The sequence below is a fragment of the Pseudomonas sp. NCIMB 10586 genome (assembly GCF_023127895.1).
Classification (GTDB): domain Bacteria; phylum Pseudomonadota; class Gammaproteobacteria; order Pseudomonadales; family Pseudomonadaceae; genus Aquipseudomonas; species Aquipseudomonas synxantha_A.
The window spans coordinates 108,155-128,082 of sequence record NZ_SPKQ01000015.1; the positions used below are offsets into that span (position 1 = coordinate 108,155).

General features: G+C 59.8%; 17 protein-coding genes. 14 read left to right on the top strand and 3 right to left on the bottom strand.

Features of this window, described 5'->3' with window-relative positions:
• Positions 1-25: 25 nt before the first annotated feature.
• From tssC to E4P01_RS07670, 13 genes are read left to right on the top strand one after another with little or no spacing between them, the layout of a single operon-like run.
• Positions 26-1,504, top strand: coding sequence for a type VI secretion system contractile sheath large subunit (gene tssC / locus E4P01_RS07610; RefSeq protein WP_216091558.1), 1,479 nt, complete (start codon positions 26-28; stop codon positions 1,502-1,504).
• 14 nt (positions 1,505-1,518) lie between these two features.
• Positions 1,519-1,920 (top strand): type VI secretion system baseplate subunit TssE, encoded by a 402-nt coding sequence (tssE, locus tag E4P01_RS07615; protein WP_078821536.1) that lies wholly within the window; start codon positions 1,519-1,521, stop codon positions 1,918-1,920.
• The gene (gene tssF / locus E4P01_RS07620) at positions 1,910-3,697 is read left to right on the top strand and encodes a type VI secretion system baseplate subunit TssF (protein ID WP_216091557.1); all 1,788 of its coding nucleotides are present in this window, start codon (positions 1,910-1,912) and stop codon (positions 3,695-3,697) included. The genes tssE and tssF overlap by 11 nt, the downstream gene beginning before the upstream one ends.
• Positions 3,661-4,674 (top strand): type VI secretion system baseplate subunit TssG, encoded by a 1,014-nt coding sequence (tssG, locus tag E4P01_RS07625; protein WP_216091556.1) that lies wholly within the window; start codon positions 3,661-3,663, stop codon positions 4,672-4,674. The genes tssF and tssG overlap by 37 nt, the downstream gene beginning before the upstream one ends.
• Before the next feature lie 8 nt (positions 4,675-4,682).
• On the top strand, positions 4,683-6,212 hold the full coding sequence (locus E4P01_RS07630; RefSeq protein ID WP_216092169.1) for a sigma 54-interacting transcriptional regulator: 1,530 nt from the start codon (positions 4,683-4,685) through the stop codon (positions 6,210-6,212).
• Positions 6,213-6,246: 34 nt separating this feature from the next.
• Positions 6,247-6,378 carry a type VI secretion protein gene (locus E4P01_RS07635; RefSeq protein WP_078821533.1) on the top strand — a complete coding sequence of 44 codons (132 nt, stop codon included), beginning with the start codon at positions 6,247-6,249 and terminating at the stop codon, positions 6,376-6,378.
• 11 nt (positions 6,379-6,389) lie between these two features.
• The gene (gene tagH / locus E4P01_RS07640; protein ID WP_216091555.1) at positions 6,390-7,586 is read left to right on the top strand and encodes a type VI secretion system-associated FHA domain protein TagH; all 1,197 of its coding nucleotides are present in this window, start codon (positions 6,390-6,392) and stop codon (positions 7,584-7,586) included.
• A gap of 5 nt (positions 7,587-7,591) precedes the next feature.
• The gene (gene tssJ / locus E4P01_RS07645) at positions 7,592-8,077 is read left to right on the top strand and encodes a type VI secretion system lipoprotein TssJ (protein WP_032876027.1); all 486 of its coding nucleotides are present in this window, start codon (positions 7,592-7,594) and stop codon (positions 8,075-8,077) included.
• A gap of 1 nt (position 8,078) precedes the next feature.
• Positions 8,079-9,407 carry a type VI secretion system baseplate subunit TssK gene (gene tssK / locus E4P01_RS07650; RefSeq protein WP_216091554.1) on the top strand — a complete coding sequence of 443 codons (1,329 nt, stop codon included), beginning with the start codon at positions 8,079-8,081 and terminating at the stop codon, positions 9,405-9,407.
• Positions 9,408-9,412: 5 nt separating this feature from the next.
• A complete protein-coding gene (gene icmH / locus E4P01_RS07655; RefSeq protein WP_216091553.1) occupies positions 9,413-10,273 on the top strand; it encodes a type IVB secretion system protein IcmH/DotU in 861 nt (286 codons plus the stop codon).
• A 16-nt stretch (positions 10,274-10,289) separates the two neighbouring features.
• Positions 10,290-13,658: a type VI secretion system membrane subunit TssM gene (gene tssM / locus E4P01_RS07660; protein WP_216091552.1), complete on the top strand. Its 3,369-nt coding sequence runs from the start codon at positions 10,290-10,292 to the stop codon at positions 13,656-13,658.
• On the top strand, positions 13,625-14,386 hold the full coding sequence (locus tag E4P01_RS07665) for a PP2C family serine/threonine-protein phosphatase (protein ID WP_050549295.1): 762 nt from the start codon (positions 13,625-13,627) through the stop codon (positions 14,384-14,386). The genes tssM and E4P01_RS07665 overlap by 34 nt, the downstream gene beginning before the upstream one ends.
• A complete protein-coding gene (locus E4P01_RS07670) occupies positions 14,383-15,225 on the top strand; it encodes a serine/threonine-protein kinase (protein WP_078821528.1) in 843 nt (280 codons plus the stop codon). The genes E4P01_RS07665 and E4P01_RS07670 overlap by 4 nt, the downstream gene beginning before the upstream one ends.
• An 8-nt stretch (positions 15,226-15,233) precedes the next feature.
• On the opposite strand, the gene E4P01_RS07675 is transcribed toward E4P01_RS07670, so the two are convergent.
• The gene (locus tag E4P01_RS07675) at positions 15,234-15,563 is read right to left on the bottom strand and encodes a DUF6388 family protein (protein ID WP_032876009.1); all 330 of its coding nucleotides are present in this window, start codon (positions 15,561-15,563) and stop codon (positions 15,234-15,236) included.
• A gap of 10 nt (positions 15,564-15,573) precedes the next feature.
• Positions 15,574-15,828, bottom strand: coding sequence for a hypothetical protein (locus E4P01_RS07680; protein WP_228309798.1), 255 nt, complete (start codon positions 15,826-15,828; stop codon positions 15,574-15,576).
• 343 nt (positions 15,829-16,171) lie between these two features.
• Here E4P01_RS07680 and E4P01_RS07685 point away from each other — a divergent pair, with 343 nt between their 5' ends.
• Positions 16,172-18,241, top strand: coding sequence for an EAL domain-containing protein (locus E4P01_RS07685; protein WP_078821526.1), 2,070 nt, complete (start codon positions 16,172-16,174; stop codon positions 18,239-18,241).
• 58 nt (positions 18,242-18,299) lie between these two features.
• On the opposite strand, the gene E4P01_RS07690 is transcribed toward E4P01_RS07685, so the two are convergent.
• Positions 18,300-19,757 carry an alpha/beta hydrolase gene (locus tag E4P01_RS07690; RefSeq protein ID WP_216091551.1) on the bottom strand — a complete coding sequence of 486 codons (1,458 nt, stop codon included), beginning with the start codon at positions 19,755-19,757 and terminating at the stop codon, positions 18,300-18,302.
• Positions 19,758-19,928: the final 171 nt, after the last annotated feature.

Below are 19,928 nucleotides of genomic sequence, written 5' to 3' on the forward strand. Positions count from 1 at the left end.
TTTTCAGTAAAAGGACACTGATACCATGACCACGATTCAACACGAGCTGCAATCGGTACAGACTATCCACACCTGCAGCATCCTCGACAACATCACCGCCCAGACATTGCTGAGCGCCGACGACGAGGCTTACGGCATCGCCAAGCGCGGCGTATCGGCGTTTATCGCGGAGCTGCTCAAGCCACACAACCGTGACGAACCGGTAAAGAAACGCCTGGTCGACCGGATGATCGCCGAAATCGATACCAAGCTCAGCCAGCAAATGGATGAGATCCTGCACCATCCCGACTTCCAGGCGCTGGAAGCTTCCTGGCGGGGGTTGCAGTTGCTGGTCGACCGCACCAATTTTCGCGAGAACATCAAGATCGAGCTGTTGAATGTCTCACGCGAAGACCTGCTGGATGATTTCGAGGATTCCTCGGAAATCACTCAGTCCGGGCTTTACAAGCATGTTTACAGCGCTGAATACGGTCAGTTCGGTGGGCAGCCGGTGGGTGCGATCATTGCCAATTATTTTCTCTCGCCCAGTGCGCCCGATGTAAAGCTGATGCAATACGCCTCCAGCGTCGCCAGCATGGCTCACGCCCCCTTTATTGCTGCGGCGGGGCCGAGTTTCTTTGGCTTGGAAAGCTTCACCGGGCTGCCCGACCTGAAAGACCTGCGGGATCATTTCGAAGGGCCGCAGTTTGCCAAATGGCAAAGCTTTCGCCAGAGCGAAGACGCCCGTTACATTGGCCTTACTGTCCCGCGCTTTCTGTTGCGCACCCCGTATGACCCCCTTGAGTGCCCAGTCAAGACCTTTGCGTATCAGGAAAACGTGGTTAACAGCCACGAGCATTACCTGTGGGGCAATACCGCCTATGCCTTTGCCACACGCCTGACAGACAGTTTCGCTCGCTTTCGCTGGTGCCCGAATATCATCGGGCCGCAAAGCGGCGGGGCCGTCGAGGACCTCCCACTGCATCACTTCCAGAGCATGGGCGAGATTGAAACCAAGATCCCTACCGAAGTGCTGGTATCGGATCGGCGCGAATACGAGCTGGCGCAAGAAGGGTTCATCGCCTTGACCATGCGCAAGGGCAGCGACAATGCAGCGTTCTTTTCCGCCAGCTCCGTGCAAAAGCCCAAATTCTTTGGCATCAGTGAAGAAGGCAGGGCGGCAGAACTGAATTACCGCTTGGGCACCCAATTGCCCTACATGATGGTGGTCAACCGCCTGGCCCATTACCTCAAGGTTCTGCAACGCGAACAGTTGGGCGCTTGGAAAGAGCGCACGGACCTTGAGCAGGAACTCAACAAGTGGGTTCGCCAATATGTGGCGGACCAGGAAAACCCCAGCGCCGAAGTGCGTGGACGGCGCCCACTGCGTGCCGCGCGCATCGTCGTCAGTGATGTCGAGGGCGAGCCCGGCTGGTACCGCGTCAACGTGACAGTGCGCCCGCATTTCAAGTACATGGGGGCAGACTTCACCTTGTCCCTGGTTGGCAAGCTCGATAAAGAATGAGCAGAGGCCAGGGCATGATTCAGCACAACAGCCTTTTCGAGCGTCTTGAATACGGTGCATCGACTCGAGGGTGTCCTGTGGCGTCCATCGCCGCACATCTGGGGAAAATGCTCAGCACACGTGCGGGCAGTGTCCAGACACTGGCTGATTATGGTTTGCCTGATCTCAACGACATGCGACTGAGCCTGCATGAATCATTGACTCAGTCGCGGCTGCATATCGAGCGTTTTATCCAGGCCTACGAACCGCGACTGGCGAATGTGCATGTCAGGCTGTTGCCCGATGTGCGTGGGTCCCTGGTCCTGGCATTTGCAATTGAAGCTGAGCGAGTTATCGACGGCGTCCTGCAACCGGTCGTGTTTCAGGCCCGTCTTGCGCAAGCCGGGCGGGTAGAGGTTTTCGTCCATGACGTTTAACCGCTACTTTCAAAGTGAACTCAGCGCGCTGCGCCAACAAGGGCGGCGTTTTTCCGAGCGCAATCCAGCTCTGGCGCCGTTTCTTGCTGAGGCCGGCCAGGACCCGGATGTCGAGCGTTTACTGGAGGGGGTTGCATTTCTGACCGCTCGCCTGCGACAAAAGCTGGATGACGAACTGCCGGAGCTGACGCATTCGTTGATGCACTTGTTATGGCCCCATTACATGCGGCCAACACCGGCCTTCAGCATCCTGCAATTCGACCCCTTGAAACGTGCCGGCCCCAGTGTTCGAGTGGCCCGGGACACCGCCGTGGAAAGCGCTCCCATCAAGGGTGAGCGTTGCCGGTTCCGCACATGCTATGCCACCGACATCATGCCCCTGCAACTCAGTGGCCTGGAATACCGCTGCCAGGGCGAGGGAGCCTGGCTGGAGTTGCAACTGACCATGAGTACCCAAGGTAACTTCAGTGAGTTGGCATTTGATTCGCTGAGGCTGCACTTGGCTGGCGACCACTACATCAGTCAGGGCCTGTACCTCAGCCTGTTGCGCCATGTCGACAGTATCTGCCTGTCGCTGCTGGATCACGAGGGTGTACTGGTGAGGACCCGCGACGGGCAACCTGTAACGCTGCGCCTCAGTGCCGGCCAGGTCCAGCCAGTGGGGTTTTCCCCGGAGCAGGCGCTGATTCCTTATCCGCAGAACACCTTCGATGGTTATCGGCATCTGCAGGAGTACTTCGCTTTTCCCGAGAAATACCTGTTTGTCGACGTCGAAGGGCTGAACGTGGTGCACACGCTGCCTGACGAGCTGCTACGGGAGGCGCATGGCATGGTGATGCGCTTCGAACTTCACACCCAGGGCCGTGATCCCCTGCGTCCAACCCTGGACAACGTGAAGCTGTATTGCACGCCCATCGTCAACCTGTTCAAACAGGATGCGATCCCCATTCGCCTGGACGGTAAACAGGATGAGTACCTGTTGGTACCTGGGGAATATACGCCGGGCAATGCCAGTGTGTTTTCCGTGGACCAGGTCACCGGGTGGCGCCCCGGCGGGTTGGGCTACCAGACCTATGTGCCGTTCGAGTCGTTCGAACATGACTGCGATCACGAGGCTACGGCGGCCCCCTCCAGTTACAGCATTCGCCAGCGTTCGTCGGTACAGCATGGCGGGCTTGATACCTGGATGGGATTCCCCAGCCGCCGCGAACAGGGCCAGGAAACCCTGTCGGTCGAACTGACCTGTACCAATTGCAACCTGCCGCGCCAACTTCGTGCAGGCGAAATCACCCTGCCCGGGGAACAGACCCCGGAGTCATTGGGGTTTTGCAACATCACCACGCCCACAGCGAGCTTTGCGCCGCCACTGGACCAGGATTTTTTGTGGAAGATCATCAGCAATATGTCGGTCAACTATCTGTCGTTGACCGATATCAATGCCTTGAAAGTGATACTCCAAACCTACGACTTGCCGCGCTATCACGATCGACAGGCGCTGAAGGTAAGTCAGAAAAGGTTGAGCGCTTTGCGCTCCATTCGCCATGAGGCAGTGGACCGTCTGCACCGCGGTCTGCCTGTTCGAGGCTTGCAGGTCGAGCTGACGGTTGATTCCCAGGGCTTTGTCGGTCAGGGCGATCTGTTTGTATTCGCCTCTGTTCTCAATCAGTTCTTTGCGCTCTATGCAAGCCTCAATTCGTATCACGAGTTGCGGGTCATCAGCACACAAGGAGACGTGTACCTATGGCCATCCCGGATGGGGCAGCAACCGCTGTTTTGACTCAACTTTGCCGTGTGATTCGTGAGTACACGCTATTTCAGGCGATTGTGCAGGTCATCGAACGACTGCGCGAGGCCCATCCGCTGCTGGATGACGAGGCGCTGTATGACCAATTGGAGTTCCAGGCCAACCCCGGTTTTGGGTTTGCCGCGCACGATATCGACCGTGTGGAGTTTTTCAGCGAGCACGGGGCCTTGCGCGCTCGCTTGCGTCTCAACGTATTGGGGTTATTCGGTGCTGGCTCGCCGCTACCTGCGTTTTACGCCGAGCAAGCGTTTGCCGAGCGCTCGGGCGGCAACCCGACTCGAGATTTCCTTGATCTGTTCCATCATCGCCTGCAGCGCTTGATGTTGCCGATCTGGCGCAAATACCGTTATCGAGCGTGTTTCCGGGCAGGTGCTAACGACAGGTTTTCCGAGCAGATGTTTGCCTTGATGGGGCTGGGCGACAGCGCAATTCGCAGTGCTTCGCAGCTTGATTGCAAGCGCCTGCTGCCTTATCTGGGCCTGCTGAGTTTGCGAGTGCACTCGGCTGCGCTGATCGAGGCTGTCCTGCGTTACTACTTCAAGCACGACGCGTTGTTTATCGAGCAATGGGTGGAGCGCACGGTCGAGGTCAGCCAGTTGCAATGCAATCATCTGGGGCAGGCCAACAGTGCCCTTGGCCAGGACCTTGTCCTGGGGCATCGCATCGCTGACCGCGGCGGCAAGTTCAGGGTGCATCTTCTGGCGCTGGGTTGGCAGCGTTTCCATGATTTTCTGCCTATCGCTGAGGCGTACCAGCGGCTGTGCGCGCTGGTGCGACTGACCCTGCGCGACCCTCTGGAATACGACCTGCGCCTGACGTTGGCGCCGGGCGAGGTCAGGCCGTTGCACATCGGCGAAAACACGCTTTGCCGCCTGGGCTGGACCACCTGGCTGGCGCATGAACAGGCCGACGGCGTGGTTACGCTTGCCGGCAATTTTAACAGGGGTTGATGATCATGATGAATGTGGACCTGCCAGGCGAATTGTCCGACCCACTGGTATACGCCAATGCGCTGGCCGCCTGCTTTACACACCTGGCGTTGTGCCGTGATGAACAGGCGCTGCCTGACGCGCTCGTCGCCGGTGTGGCACAACTGAGCCAGTGCGAACTCAGCCAGTTTTACCTGCTCAATGAAGTGACCGGTCGCCTTGAACTGATTGCCCAACATTTGTCCGAGGCGGCATCGATGGTCGTCGCGGTCGCAGATGCTGATCTGCACCATCCACCATTGTTGAACCATACCTTGAGCCAAGGTGCTGTCCTGAGCCTGGAAGATGTACAGAACAGTTGCCATGACGTTAATTTCCTGCCCGTACCGGTGAAGCCCTGGCGGGCGCTGTTGAGCGTGCCGTTGCTCAATCGTGGTGAGCGGGTCGCCGGTGTGCTGCTGTGCGCTCGGCAACAGCCGGGCCAGTTGCAAGGCTACGCAACCTCCCTGGCGCAGTTGGGCAGCTTCGCCGTGAACCAGCTGCTGGTACTGCGCAGTATGCAGCCCAACGTTGATTCAAGGCTCAGGTGCAACAAGCCATTGGCCAGGGAGTACGGATTGATTGGCTCCAGTGCGGCGATGAAACAGACGTGCCATTTGATCAGTAAAGTCCTGCATACCCCGTATACCGTACTGCTGTGCGGCGAGACCGGTACCGGCAAGGAAGTGGTAGCTCGGGCCATTCATGCGGCCGGCCCGCGCCGGGAGAAAGCCTTCGTCGTGCAGAACTGCGCAGCGTTCCCTGAAGGGCTGCTTGAGAGCGAGCTCTTCGGTTATCGCAAAGGTGCGTTCACGGGGGCCGAGCGCAATCATGCGGGTCTGTTTGATGCCGCGCACGGCGGTACGTTGCTGCTGGATGAAATCGGCGACATGCCGCTGGCACTGCAAGCCAAATTGCTGCGGGCCTTGCAGGAGGGCGAGGTCCGGCCGCTGGGTGCCAGCGCGGCGCATAAGGTCGACGTGCGGATCATTGCGGCCACTCATCGCGACCTCGCTGCGATGGTCGCCGAGGGGCGCTTTCGCGAAGACCTCTATTACCGGCTCGTGCAGTTTCCGATCACGTTACCGGCCCTGCGCGAGCGAGACGGCGACCTGCTGCAACTGGCGCGCTATTTCACTGACGAGGCGTGCGCGGCGCTGGAGAGGTCTCCCGTGGGTTGGTCCACCCTGGCCCTTGATCAACTGTCCGGCCACGCCTTTCCCGGCAACGTACGCGAGCTTAAATGCATGGTTGAGCGTGCCGTGTTGTTGTGTGACGCCGGCGTGATCTTGCCGGAGCACCTGGCGCTGCCACCGACTGCGGCGCCGGCCGCGAGCGACGATGTGACGCTGCGCCAGCGCATGGAACGAGTAGAGCGAGTGTTCCTGCTCGATTGCTTGCACAAGAACCATGGCAATCGCACCCGTACCGCGCGGGAGCTAGGGGTTGCCCGACGCACGCTGCTTTACCGTCTTGCACGCTTGAATATCCCCGTCGGCGATGCCAGGGAGAAATGCTAATGGTGCACTTGATTTTTACTGTGGGAGAAACCTGATGCCTGACCGTCCATGGCACGCCGTGTTGCTTGTGTTGTGTTTGCTGGGTGGCTGTAACGCCAACTACGTGTTCGATGATGCCGAGTACCGTCCTCTGGGTGACCCACAGGCAATTATTCGTGGCCGATGAATAGAGGGATCATGACGATGCAGCTTGTGTTTGAGGTCTGTACGGTCGACAGCGCCAGCGCCGAACCCTCGGCCCACAAAGTATTTGACGCAGTGGGCGGCGTGATTGGCCGCGGCCCCGGATGTGACTGGGTGATACCCGACCCCAGCCGCGTGCTCTCCAGTCACCATGGATTAGTCGGTTACCGTGAGGGACGCTATTTCCTGACTGATATCAGCCGCAACGGTATTGGCGTGGCAGGCAGTGCTGAACGCCTGCGCAAGGGGCAGGCGCGATTGATCAATGATGGCGATGTATTCGAACTTGGGGCGTTGGTGCTACGTGCGCGTTTGTTGCAACCCGCACGACCTTGCGGCGAGCTGCGTGCCAGTGCGGCAGTACCGATTCCCGATGATGCCTTCCTGTCCCTGGATCCTCTGCACGCGCTGGACCTGGAGCACCAGCAGCAGGCCATCTCGGATGACCTGGCAGCATTGAGCGAGGCCGTTGATGAGCAAGGGGTGTGGGCCGAACGCCACGGGACCGATAGGGAGCATGTGACATTCCCGCGCCGGGCAGAGCCCGGGGTAGAGGTTGCTGCGGTGCACGTTAGTGCAATGGCACCCTCGACTGATGAAGTGTTCTGGTCACAGTTCGCGGCGGCCTTGGGCGTGGGGCTCGACGCACTCGATCCAGCGGCCAGGGAGGTGTTGGCGATCAAGGTGGCGGGCTTGTTTCGCTTGACGATCCAGGGGCTGCAACAAGCCCTGCGCACGCGTGAAGAGTTGCATCACGAATGGGGGAGGTCGTCGTTCGACAGTCAGGGCGCAGCCCAGAACCCCTTGAAAATGTTCAGCGACACCAACGCGGCGTTATCCGCACTGCTGGATACAGGGGCTTTGGGCCAAATGCCCGCCTCGCGGGCCATTGGTCAGGCTCATCGGGAGCTGCAGGTGCATCAGGTCGCGCTGCAGGCTGCCTGTCGCAGCACCGTGAACAAGGTGTACACGGCCTTCGAGCCGAACCATTTGGCCTGGTGCTTTGAATCTCAGGGCAAGCCGCCACGATTTTTCACCGATGGCGCGCGTTGGCGTGCTTACCAGCGTCACTACCAGCGTTTGGTGGCGCAAGGGCCGTTGAATGATCGCCCGTTGAACGGAGATTTCGCCACGGCCTATGAAGAACAGGTGCGCCTGATCTCCTCCCTGCACATTGATTTTTCAGGATGATATTCATGTATCGAGCTACCCGTGCTTTGGTGTTGCTTTTGTTTGGTTTCCTGGCGGGTTGCAGCGCCGTATCGCCTTTTTCCACGCTGACCAAGCTGGACGTTGTGTTGACCGCCAACGAGCACGTCAACCCTGACCTGCACGGTCGCCCCTCTCCCGTGGTGGTGCAGTTGATCGAACTGCGCCATGGCGTAGCCTTCGAACATGCCGACTTCTTCAGCCTGTATGACAAGGCGCAGCAATTGCTGGCAAAGGACTGGGTAAGCAGTGAGGAAGTCGAGCTGCGTCCAGGTGACCACCTGGCGCTCAAACTCCGTATCGGTCCCGACAGTCGTTTTGTAGGGGTGTTGGCGGCTTACCGAGACTTGCCGCACGTTCAATGGCGGCAGTTGATCCCCGTGACTATGCACCAGCGCAACCGTGCCGATCTGGTGCTGGACCAGGACGGTATACGCGTCGTCGACTCGCTCGCCGGGATGGAGGTGCGCTGAGATGCCTGTTCATAAAGTGATCTGGCAAGAAGGCATGTTGCTGCGGCCACAGCACTTGCAGCACAACGACCGCTATTACCAGCAGCAACTCAACCAGACGCGCCTGTTGGGCAGTGATGCCTGGGGCTTCCTTACGCTGGAATTGAATGAGCAATACCTAAAGCTGGGCAAACTGGTGGTCAACAAGGCGAGTGGCGTCTTGCCGGACGGTAGCTTGTTTGATTTGAGTGCCGCTATGGAACCGCTGGTGTTGCAGGTGCCAACTGATGCGGGCAGGCAGGGCATTTACCTGGCACTGCCCCTGGCCAGCGGCAATCACCTTGAGGTCCGCCAGCCTGAACAGAGCGATGTTCTGGCGCGTTACCTGCGATGCGAAGTGGAAGTGGGAGACTCCAACCTGGGTGTAGATGCGCGTTGCCGAATCAGCTGCGCACGGCCCGACTTACGCCTTGTATTGGGCGAGCAGGCGGGTGATCAGAGCTTCGTCAAACTCAAGGTTGCCCAGGTACTGGACGTCAGCGGTGAAGGGGGCGTGAGCCTGGATACCGCGTTCATCCCGACCTTCATTTTCGTGCAGGAGCATGGCTACTTGGCGTCGTGCCTTAACGAAGTCGTCGGTCTGCTTGCCAGCCGCGGCGATGCCATCGCGGCGCGCATTCGTGGCGAGAGCACGGCTGCAAGCACACAACTCGGTGATTTCCTGATGCTGCAGGTGATCAATCGTACCGAACTTGCGCTGCGGCACTGCCTGAGCCAGGCCCAGGTTCGACCCGAAGCGCTGTTCCGCCTGTTGGTGTCGATGCTCGGCGAGCTATCAACGTTCGCCTGTGACAGTAAACGCGCGCAGCTGGACGTGCATTATCGACACAGCGACCAGGGCGCCAGTTTTCGTGGGTTGATGGAGCGCCTACGCGCCGTCCTGTCGGTGGTGCTTGAGCAACATGCGATCGAATTGACATTGCAACCACGCCAGTACGGCGTTCTGGTCTGCCCGGTCAACGAGTTGAAATTGCTCGGTACGGCCACGTTCATCCTGGCAGCCACCGCGCAGTGTGAGGCAGAGGAACTGCGCCAGCGCCTGCCGGCACACCTGAAAGTCGGGCCGGTAGAGCGCATACGTGAGTTGGTCAACCTGCACCTGGCCGGTATCAAGGTCAAGCCGCTGCCAGTGGCGCCGCGGCAGATTCCGTTTCATGCCGGCAAGACCTACTTCATCCTCGATATGAGTGCCCCCGAGATCGCGCAATTGCAGCAGTCGGGCGGTTTCGCGTTCCACGTAGGCGGTGACTTCGCCGGGCTTGAACTCAACTTTTGGGCCATCAGGAATTGAATGCCATGGACAGTGAGTACACACAGGATGAAAGAACCGTCCTGCTCGACCGCGAGGGTCATGGGCCTGCACAGGGGGCATTGACGGACTTCCCATCGCCGCCACGCTATGAGCAGCTGGAAGATCGCATGATCTATGCCGGCCGTATGCTCGATGCGTCGAGCTTCAAGGCTGGGCTCAACCCGCTGGTGGCTGCGGCTTGGGCTGTGTTGTCCGAGATCATGGCGCTCAGGGTCTGCTCTGGTCGCGAAGACCTGGGCACGCTCAACGACCGATTGTCATTGACGGTGACTCAATTCGAAACCCGCGCCTTGCAGGGCGGTGTTGAAAGCAGCCAAGTCATGTCGGCGCGTTATGTGTTGTGCAGTGTGATCGATGAGGCGGTTGTTACTACGGCGTGGGGGGCACAGAGTGAATGGTCGAAGGTTAGCCTGTTGAGCCGCTTTCATAACGAAACCTTCGGGGGCGAAAAAGTTTTCCAACTGCTGGAGCGTCTATCACGCGACCCGGTGAAGAACCTGCCGATGCTGGAGCTGCTTTACCTGTGCCTATCCCTGGGGTTCGAGGGCAAATACCGAGTGATGGAGCGCGGCATGTCGCAACTGGAGGGTGTTCGCGATGCCTTGTATCGCCAGATCCGGCACGTACGCGGGGAGCCGTCGCCGGCGCCAACCGTGCCCGCGATGCACGGGGCGAGCCGGCGTACGGGGTTGTGCGTTGTTCCCGTTACCTGGTTGGTCATCTTCACCCTGGTTTGCTTGCTGGCAATGTACACAGGATTTGCCTGGGTGCTGAGCAAGGAGCGCGCGAACGCGCTGCAACCGCTTCAATTTTCGGCGTCGGATTTGATCCGCACGTCCTTGTAAACGCAGGGAGCAAAGAATGAGCGCATTCTTCAAGGGTGTGGGCGCCGTGCTGGGCCGGACTTGGGTTTGGAGCCTGTTGCTGGCGCTTTCGTGTGCGGCAGTGGTGTGGTTTTGGGGGCCGCTGCTGGCGGTGAATGATCAGCCTGTTTGGCAGGGTGCGACGGCTCGCCTGGTCACCATCAGTGTCGTGTTTCTGCTTTGGGGGTTGGTGATGGTCCTTGCCGGCGGTGGTCGTGCCGCCCGGCGTCCACGGTCTGAGCGCCAGCCCCGCCAGCAGCCGTCGACACGTGTGGAGAACGAATACCGCTGCGTACGCACTCGGTTCAAGGATGCGGTTCACCTGCTGAAAACCTCCAGCCGTTATGGAGAGCGCAGCGCGCGTTGGCGCCATGAGTTGCCCTGGTACCTGTTGATTGGTGAGCCGGGCAGTGGCAAGACGCAGCTGCTGGCGGCAGCCGGCTTGCAGTTATCGCCTGAACACGCTGACAGGCGACCGACGAGCAGCAGTGCTCATTGCGAGTGGTATTTCGCCGACGAAGGCGTACTCGTCGACACCCCGGGGCGCTATCTGACCCAACCTGACAGTGCAGTGGATGCCGCAGGCTGGGCCACCCTGCTGAATCTCCTCAGGTGGCGCCGCCGGGTGCGCCCGCTCAACGGCGTGGTAGTGGCGCTGTCAGTAGACACGTTGCTCAACACCAGCGAGTACGACCTGGATCACCATGCCCGTCGTGTGCACGCGCGCTTGCAGGAGATCCGGCAAACGCTACATGTGGATGTGCCGATCTATCTGGTGTTGACCCAGGCTGATCGATTGCCGGGATTCGCTGAGTTCTTTGATTCACCCCATGGGGAAAGTGCCGACAGTCCGCTGGGGCAGCCACTGGACGTCGGCAGCGGCATGGCTGAAATTACTCAGGTGCACGAGGCCGTCGAGGGATTGTTGCAGCGTTTGAACGGTGAGCTGATTGCGCGACTGCACCAGGAGGGCAACGTTGAACGTCGTGGTCAGATCCTGGAGTTTCCCCAACAGGCGGCACGCGTCGGTGAGCGCGTAAGCCTGTTCGCTGAAATGGCCTTTTCTGCTCATCGCTACCAACCCATCAATGGTTTGCGAGGGTTCTTCCTGACCTGTGCCGATGACAGGCATGCACGTTTTGTGAGGGGGCTGTTCAGCCAGGTGATCTTTGCCGAAGCCGGTCTTGCCAGCCTGCAAGCCCAGGAGCAGCGGCGCATCCGTCAGCGCCAGGGCCTGCAAGCGATGACAGTCGCGCTGATTCTTGGCGGTGTCGGTGGCCTGTGGATGTACAGCTACAGCGTCAACCAGCTACGCCTGGTCCAACTGGCGGCATTGGTCGCCCAGACGATGCCGGCCACAGGGGCTCAAAACGATGAAAGCCCGGCGTTGTTGGGGCTGTTGGATGCGCGGTTGGCGGCGACCCGGGTGTTTCCGGCGGCGCAGGATGTGCGCTTGGTCGAGCGCCTCGGCCTGTATCAGGGCGAGGTGAGTCGTCCCTGGGTAGACCAGGCTTATGAGCAGGCTCTGCAACAGCAACTGCTGGCCTGGATAACCGCGCAGCTTGAAGAACAGATAGACGCAAGCCTGGGGGACCGCGAACGGTTATTGGATAACCTGCGTGCGTATTTGATGCTCAATCTGCGCGAGCGCCGTGACGCCACCTGGCTGGCACAGCATGTGACAGGCCTTTGGTCGGTGCGTTTTGCCGGGGATATGCCCACGCAGAAGCGTCTGGGGGAGCACTTGGCGCGGCTGCTTGAACGGCCGTTTGTCACACCGCTCAACGATGAACGAGTGGCCCAGGCCCGCGAAGTGCTGAGAGGGGAGTCTTTGGCCGATGGCGTGTATCGAGTATTGCGCGAACAAGCGCGCAACCTGGAACCGTTGCGCCTGGCCGAGGGTAAGGTATTTGCCACGATCGACCCGCCTGTTCCCGGTTTCTATACAAAAAGATATGTGCAGTACTTTGAGGCGCAGGGCCCGAGGCTGGTCAATGCCATCGCTCAGGATAATTGGGTGCTGGGGCAGGGCACCGACCTGGGGCCACAGGATCTGCGGCGGTTGATGGCAGAACTGCAGCAACGCTACTTCAGTGAGTATGCCGATGCCTGGAGCGACGTACTCGGACGAGTCAGGCTGCAACAGACTGACAGCCTGCGCCAGGATGCCGACCAGCTCATGAGCCTGACCTCGGCACAGTCCCCCTTGATTCGGCTATTGCAGCAGTTGCGTGAAAACACTCGTTTGCTGCCAGGCCATGTGCTGCTGGATAAGGTGTCCCAGCATTCGGGAGAGCTGGCAGGGCTGGCCAAGGCGACGTCGACGGATGGGCAGTCGGTTTTTGACGATGCGCCACGGCGGGCATTGCAGCAGCGGTTTGAACCCTTGCATCAGTTGCTCGATGAGCAGCACAACCCCGGCGCAGAGCTGGCCCAGGCGTTGCGTTTGCTCGGTGAGCTGCACCTGCAACTCACGGCATTGAACCGTGACAGTGCGCCAGAACAGGCGGCCTTCCTGCGGGCTCGACAGCGTATGGAGGGGCAGCAGGATGTACTGGGCAATTTGCGTGATGCTGCTGCGCGTCTGCCGCTGCCGCTTGCCGGTTGGTTCGAGGGCGTGGCCGACGACAGTTGGCGGCATTTGCTGGAGCAGGCGTATGTGCATGTCAATCAACGGTATCAAAGCGACGTACATAGCCTTTATGCCAAGGCCCTTCGCCGACGTTATCCATTCAATGCCCATGCAAGCAGTGATGTTGCGCTGCATGATTTTCAGGAGTTCTTCAAGCCGCAGGGGGTAATGGCACGTTTTTATGAGGGATATCTTCGGCCTTTCATCAGCGCCGATGGCAGCCGCTACAGGTTGCGTGGGTTGGATGGCCAGAGTTTGCCGGTTTCGCGCTCGCTGCTGGACCAACTGACGAAAACCCAGGTAATCCGCCGCGGCTTTTTCAGCGAGGACTCGGGGGAGTTATCTGTGCGATTTACCTTGGCGCCCTACAGCCTGGACCAATCGGTCAGCCGAGCCGTACTGCGGTTTGGCGACCAGCAGTTGGAATATCGGCACGGCCCGATCACGCCCATGCCGTTTCATTGGCCCACCGAGGCAGAGAATGGGCGCAGCAGCCTTGTGCTGGACAGAGGTACGGAGCAGCGCCCGTTGGGCATCGAGAAAAACGCAGGCGCCTGGTCGCTGTTCCGGTTTTTCGATCTGCTGCAGAAAGAACCCGCAAGTGGTGCAAATATGCAGATTTTCAAGGCAGACCTCGCCGGTCTGCGCGCCAATTACCTGCTGACCAGCCAGCGCACGCCAGGGCCGTTTGATATGGACACATGGCGCACCTTTCGATTGCCGGAGCAACTGTGAGCCAGGCCGGCGCCCATTGGCGCAGTGCCGGGCGCACCCAGCGAGGGCAGGCGCGGCTGCGTAATGAAGATGCGTTTCTGGACAACCCGCATGGCGGTTGCTGGGCTGTGGCGGACGGAATGGGCGGCTATCGGCACGGTGATGTCGCCAGTCGTTGGGTGGTCAGCCACCTGGCTTCAGTGCCGGCTCATGGCAACCTCCATCAACGGATCAATGCCGTTCGGGAAAGTTTGCAAGGCGTTAACCAGCGATTGCGGCGCGCGTGGACAGAGCCCGACACAAATGATGGCGCGACGATGGGCAGTACCGTGGTTGCCTTGCTGTTGGAGAACGGGCGGGCGGCCTGTGTCTGGGCTGGAGACAGTCGCTGCTATCTATGGCGGGGCCAGAACTTGTACCAGTTGTCCAAGGATCACTCGCTGCTGCGGCGCCTCATGGACGAGCGTCATATCAGCGTGGCGCAAGCCCAGGCGCACCCCGATGCCAGGGCCTTGACCCGCGCCGTTGGTGCGCGCTCGCGTTTGGACCTTGAGGTATTGGAGCTCAGTACTCGCCCTGGGGATGTATTCCTGCTGTGCAGCGATGGCCTGTATCAGACCCTCAGCCATGTCGAGGTGGGACGGGCGTTGAGCAGGAGAACGCCCCGGCAGGCGGTGGAACAATTATTCGCCGGGGCGTTGCGCAGGCCGGTGCGAGATGACCTGACCGCAGTTGTGGTGCAACCTTGAACCTGGCGGTCGCACCATCCCGTCTGCTGGCAGGGCGTTATCACCTTGAGCACGTCCTGGGCAGCGGCGGCATGGGTGTGGTGTACCGCGCGCGCGATCTGTTGCATGAGCAATTGGGCCAGCCTTGCTCCAGGGTGGCACTTAAGCTGCTGGGCGAGTCCATTTCCCAGTGCCCCGACGCGCATGTGCTGTTGTACGGCGAGTTTGCGTTGGCTCGCAGCCTGCGACATGACCGTGTGGTACGGGTGTTTTCCTTTGAGGTCGACACCCACAGCAAAATTGCGTTTTTCACCATGGAGCTGCTGCAAGGGGTGACCCTCGACCGGCTGCTGCTGGAGTGCCCCTATGGTTTGCCCTGGCAGGAACTGCAACCCATCGCGCTGCAGTTGCTGGATGCTTTGGCCTACATCCACCAGAAGAACGTCCTGCATGGCGATGTGAAACCCGCCAACGTCATGGTAGGAGAGGAGGGCGTATGTTTGTTCGATTTTGGCCTGGGGCATGCTCAGACGCAGGAGGCGATGGGTTTGCCAAGTGTCAGCCGTACTCGTTTCAATGCCTGGACACCCGCCTACGCGGCCCCGGAGTTACTGGACGGCGGTGCGCTGAGCGGCGCTGCGGACGTATACGGCATGGCCTGCATTGTGTATGAGCTGGCTAGTGGCCAGCGCATCGGCGCACGCTCTTTCACTGACCGGCTGGCCCGGCCCGCGCAATTACCCAGGCACTGCTGGCCGGCATTACATTCGGCGTTGGCGATAGATCCGCAGCGTCGAACCGTAACAGTCGCCGAATTGCGCCAAGTGATGGCCTGTAGCCGGCCACGCTGGTGCTTGTAGGGTAAAGGTCAGACCGCCAGGCCATGCAGCTGGCAATATTCCACCCAGTCCATACCGGCCATCTGTGCGACTTCTTTATGCACTTCGCGGCGCTGGGCCTCGAAGGTTTCGGTGGAGTCGGCCGTCAGTTTAAGGGTCAGTTCCCAGGCGAACAGGTGTTGCTGCTCCGCGTGGGCTTCGAACGCTTCGTGCAAGCGCTCGGCGCGATACTGCGCCAGGGTTTCCCCCCTGGCCTGGGCGGCCAACGGGTTGAGGTTGTCCAGCTCAGCGGCGATGTGTGGCTGATCGCGCAAAAACCTGTCCAAGGCGAGCTGGTAAGTATCGCTGGGTGCTGACAAGGATGTGCCCTTAGTGCGAAGGACGGGACTTGGAATCGCCTGAGTGCGCGCTGGGGTGAAGGCGCGCACGTTTGCGGGCTCTGCGTCGCATCCAGTTCTGCAACGGCGCCAGCAAGAAGAACATCAGGTAAGCGACTAGCACCAATGCCAGGTCAACCCAGGTTTCAGCGACAGGCCCGGTGAACAGCTCAATGACATTCTTGATTACAAACAGCAGCACCACACTGCACAACCACAGCAAAATGGTGACAAATAGGGGACGCATGTTGCTTGACCGCTTGTCTTGCATAGTGAAGCTCTCTCCTTTGTGCCTGTTGTCGTTCCAGGCCTGATTCCCTGACTGCGTACCTGCTGGTTTGCAAGTTGTAACATCCTTTAACACGCAGACGGACGCGGATGATACCGACTCAGATAGCCTTAGGGGTTGCTTCAAGTCAGAAAGTTCGATAATTCGGTGGGAAATAGGTGCGGCTATCGTGCGTTTTATCCCAAGAAGCGCGGTACGGGTTGGCAAAAGTCTTTCGCTCCTGCACTCAGGGCGTGTAGCGTTAGCGTGTGTTTCCGGCCCTGGCTTCCAGCGGCAATAGGTGACGGGCAGAGAACGGCTCATGGCGCAAACGCTGTTCAAACTTTTCCTTACCCAGCGCCTGGCGGTCTTGGCCAGCACCGAGTCGTTGCGTGCGATTCGCGAGGGGTTGTTGTGGATACTGCCGTGTTTGTTGGTATCCGCCGGATTCCTGATCCTGTCCGAGTGCGCCCAGGCGTTGGGGTTCGCCCCTCAGGTAGTGAGTTTCCTGGCGGGGTTGCACAACCAGATCAGCTCGGTGATTCCCTTGCTGGTTGCGGCCTCCATCGGTTACATGTTGGCGATCCAGCATCGCCTGCCACAGCTGCCGGTCGCCTTCCTGTGCCTGGCCCACGTGGTGGTTGCCACGTTCGTATTGCGCGAGTATCCCCGGGCGTCGGCCACCTTCCTGCTGTTTATTGCCATCGCTTCGCCCTTGATCAATGTGCCGGCCATTGCCTGGCTGCACCGTTTTCGCTGGACACGTCTGGTCAACGAAGACCTGGTTGGGCATAACCTCAAGGGCACCATCAACATGGTGATCCCTGGCGCGATCACGGCGTTGTCACTGGTGATGATACTGACGTTGCTGTTGCTGATTCCCTACGTGGCGCAATTGCAGGGGCCTCAGGTGCTCGATGCGTTGCAATCGCCTTACAGCACTGGGTTGTTTGTAACGCTGATGAATTCGCTGCTGTGGTTCTTCGGCATTCACGGCGTCTATGCCATGCAGCCGTTGTTCGATGTACTGGACCAGGCCGTGGTGCTCAACGGTGCGGCGCTGGCGGCGGGACAGCCGGTCCAATACCTGCTCAATAACGGCCTGCTCGGCAGTTTTGCGTTTATCGGCGGATCGGGCGCGACCTTGTGCCTGCTGCTGGCGATCCTGGTGTTTTCCCGCAGCCACTCCATGCGGTTGCTGGCGATCGCCAGCTTGCCGTTGTCGTTATTCAACGTCAGCGAGGTGCTGTTGTTTGGCTTGCCGATCATTCTCAACCCGCGTTTGTTCATACCGTTTCTACTGGTGCCGGCGTTCAACGCGATGGTGGCTTTGACGGTGGTGCAATTGGGCTGGGTCTCGCCGGCGGTGGCCAGCGTGCCGTTTACCGCGCCGGTGCTGCTCAATGCCTACCTCAGCACCCATGGCGACGTGGCGGCTGTGGCCCTGCAAGTGTTGCTGTTGGGCATGGGCACGCTGGTGTATGCGCCCTACGTGCGGGCCATTCATCGTCAGTCCATCGACGGTGGCACGGTTTACCTCAAGTCTCTGGACATGACCTTTCGCGGACTCGAAGAAAAAGGCCGCCTGCTGGAGTTCGATCCGGTAATGGCCTCCCACCGGACCCTGGCGCGGCAGGCCGTTGAATTGAGCCGGATCCAGCAGATCAGCGATTACGAGTTCTACCTTGAATTCCAACCCCAGGTGTCTACCCGTACCGGCTTGTGCACCGGGTGCGAGGCATTGATGCGCGCCCGGGACAGCCACGGCACGGTGCATTCACCCTGGGAGTTCCTGCAATGGCTGGCGCAAGCCAGGCTGATGCCGGACGTGGACGTGTGGGTGGCGTCCCAGGCCGTGCGCCAGTATCAGAAGTGGCGCAAGATCGGCTTTGAACTGCCCATGACCATAAACATTTCCAGTGCCACCTTGAAGGACGCCGCCTATGGTGATCGCCTGGTGGAAATTCTTGCCCAGGCCGATGGCCGGGTGTCGGTGGAAATCACCGAAGATGCGCTGGTCAGCGATATTCCCGCCGCCCGCCAAACCATCCATAAACTGCAGGCCACCGGAGCAAAAGTGTATCTCGATGATTTTGGCACCGGGTTTTCCGCGTTGAGTTACCTGCACCAGTTCCCTGTGGACTTTATCAAGATCGACCGCAGTTTTGTGGTGGCCCAGCGCGACCCCAAGGGCGCCCAGGTGCTGACCGGCATGTTGCGGTTTTGTGAGGCGTTGAACCTGGGCGTGGTAGTGGAGGGGGTGGAGACTGCCGAGCAACTGGCGTTCTTGAGTACGGGACCTGAGTTGTTTATCCAGGGGTGGTATTTCAGCAAGGCATTGCCGGGTGATCAGTTGCCGCGCTTTGTGCGCGAGCGGGCGGCGGTGGTTTGATCCGGCGGTGGGGACGACCGGATAGCCAGACGCTCTTGCCCCACCACTCGGCACTTGGCTAGCGGCAGGTCTTGTCCGTTCTGGTCTCACGAGGCGCCAGCAGATAGTCGACGACAGCCTCGTCCACGCAGCGGTCGATGCCGTTGAGCACCAGGGTGTGCCCGTCTCCCTCACGGGTGACCAGTGGGCTTTTAAACCATTTCGCCATCTGCCGTGCGTTGATGTAGGGCGTAGTCGGATCGAATCGCTGGCCGACAAACAGCAACGGTGGCAGGCTCGGTGCGGCCACCGGCACGTGGGCTGAAAGTGTGCCGCGCCATGGCCACAGGTCGCACAGTTCCAGGCCCGACTGCTGCACCGCCAGGTAATTGGTGAAGGGCGAGGCCTCTCGAATCGCCTGTCTCTGTTTGCGCAATAACTGAACATCGCGACCCGGGATTGCGACGTCTGCACAAGAGATTACGCTCAGGGCATCATCGGCATCTTCCCCGACGTTTTCGTCAATCAACCCGGCTACCTGTTCATCGGCGATCCTGTCGTTGGCCTTTTGCAACAAAGCCATCAGCTCGGGCCAGCGGTCGGACCACAGCAGCAGTGCTTGAGTGGTGGTCAATAGGTCGTCGGCGGTCACTTCGTCCCCGTCGGGCGTGATCAAGGCTGTGTCGTATACCTGGCGTAATAGTTGATGAAACGCCTCGTTCGCTCCCGCCTCATCGGGCGGTAAAGGGCAGTCACGGTTTTTTGCGCAGTACGCTGCAAAGCGCTTGAAGGTCTGCTGGTAGCCGCGAGCCTGATTCAGTAGTTGGGTGTAATCGTCCTCTGAAAGGTCCACCACGCCGTCCAGCACCAATGCACGGGTTTGCGCTGGAAAACGTTCGGCATAGAGTGCCGCGACCTGGGTGCCGTAGGAGTAGGCCACTGCGGTTAAACCGGGTTCGCCCAACGCAGCCCGGATCACATCAAGGTCATTGACCGCGTCGTCGGTGCCCATGCGCTGCAAGACCTTTGCGCCGGTATGTTCGATGCAGGCGGCCAGGGTTTTGCGGACCTGGGCTTCCAAGGCGCCAACGTCGTTTTCGTCGATGACCGTTTTTTCGTCCCGCTCGGGCAAGGCACAGGAAATCTTCGGTGTTGACTGCCCCACGCCTCGCGGGTCGTAGCCGATAATGTCGTAGGACCGCGTGAGCCTGGCCACGGTGTCGTCATCGGCCAGGAAGGGGTTGATCCCGGGCAGCCCCGGTCCCCCGCTGATCACCACTACGCTGCCCTGTTTGACGCTGGTGGCAGGCAAGCGGGTCAGCGCGAGTCGTACCTTGTCCGCCTTGGCGTGGCCCGAATATCCCAAAGGCGCCTCAACATAGCCGCACAGCAGATCCTCCGGTGGCTCAGCGTCAAACCAATTGTCGAACGGGCTGTCGGTGCACGGCTGCCAACGCACAGCGCCGGGCTGGGCGTGGGCAGACTGGGACAGGATGATCAGCGGGAGCAGTACCAGCAGGTGCTTGAGTGTTGACATGAAGAGTGAGTCAAGGCCAAAGGGCGCCTACCTTAACCGAGATAGGTGGCCTGGAATCACGCCTTTACAGAATCACCACAAATGTTCACCAAGGGGCATTTTGTTCAATATCTGCAGTGTCTGAGCCTTTACCGTGAAGTCACCTGTGTTTGACATAACAAGAAGGGACTG

Coding starts and splice junctions, on each gene's coding strand:
- E4P01_RS07665 (WP_050549295.1), top strand. CDS start 13,625: ATGGCGCACCTTTCGATTGCCGGAGCAACTGTGAGCCAGGCCGGCGCC.
- tssM (WP_216091552.1), top strand. CDS start 10,290: ATGAGCGCATTCTTCAAGGGTGTGGGCGCCGTGCTGGGCCGGACTTGG.
- icmH (WP_216091553.1), top strand. CDS start 9,413: ATGGACAGTGAGTACACACAGGATGAAAGAACCGTCCTGCTCGACCGC.
- tssJ (WP_032876027.1), top strand. CDS start 7,592: ATGTATCGAGCTACCCGTGCTTTGGTGTTGCTTTTGTTTGGTTTCCTG.
- tagH (WP_216091555.1), top strand. CDS start 6,390: ATGACGATGCAGCTTGTGTTTGAGGTCTGTACGGTCGACAGCGCCAGC.
- E4P01_RS07630 (WP_216092169.1), top strand. CDS start 4,683: ATGAATGTGGACCTGCCAGGCGAATTGTCCGACCCACTGGTATACGCC.
- E4P01_RS07685 (WP_078821526.1), top strand. CDS start 16,172: ATGGCGCAAACGCTGTTCAAACTTTTCCTTACCCAGCGCCTGGCGGTC.
- E4P01_RS07680 (WP_228309798.1), bottom strand. CDS start 15,828: ATGCGTCCCCTATTTGTCACCATTTTGCTGTGGTTGTGCAGTGTGGTG.
- E4P01_RS07690 (WP_216091551.1), bottom strand. CDS start 19,757: ATGTCAACACTCAAGCACCTGCTGGTACTGCTCCCGCTGATCATCCTG.
- E4P01_RS07635 (WP_078821533.1), top strand. CDS start 6,247: ATGCCTGACCGTCCATGGCACGCCGTGTTGCTTGTGTTGTGTTTGCTG.
- tssC (WP_216091558.1), top strand. CDS start 26: ATGACCACGATTCAACACGAGCTGCAATCGGTACAGACTATCCACACC.
- tssG (WP_216091556.1), top strand. CDS start 3,661: ATGGCCATCCCGGATGGGGCAGCAACCGCTGTTTTGACTCAACTTTGC.
- tssE (WP_078821536.1), top strand. CDS start 1,519: ATGATTCAGCACAACAGCCTTTTCGAGCGTCTTGAATACGGTGCATCG.
- tssK (WP_216091554.1), top strand. CDS start 8,079: ATGCCTGTTCATAAAGTGATCTGGCAAGAAGGCATGTTGCTGCGGCCA.
- tssF (WP_216091557.1), top strand. CDS start 1,910: ATGACGTTTAACCGCTACTTTCAAAGTGAACTCAGCGCGCTGCGCCAA.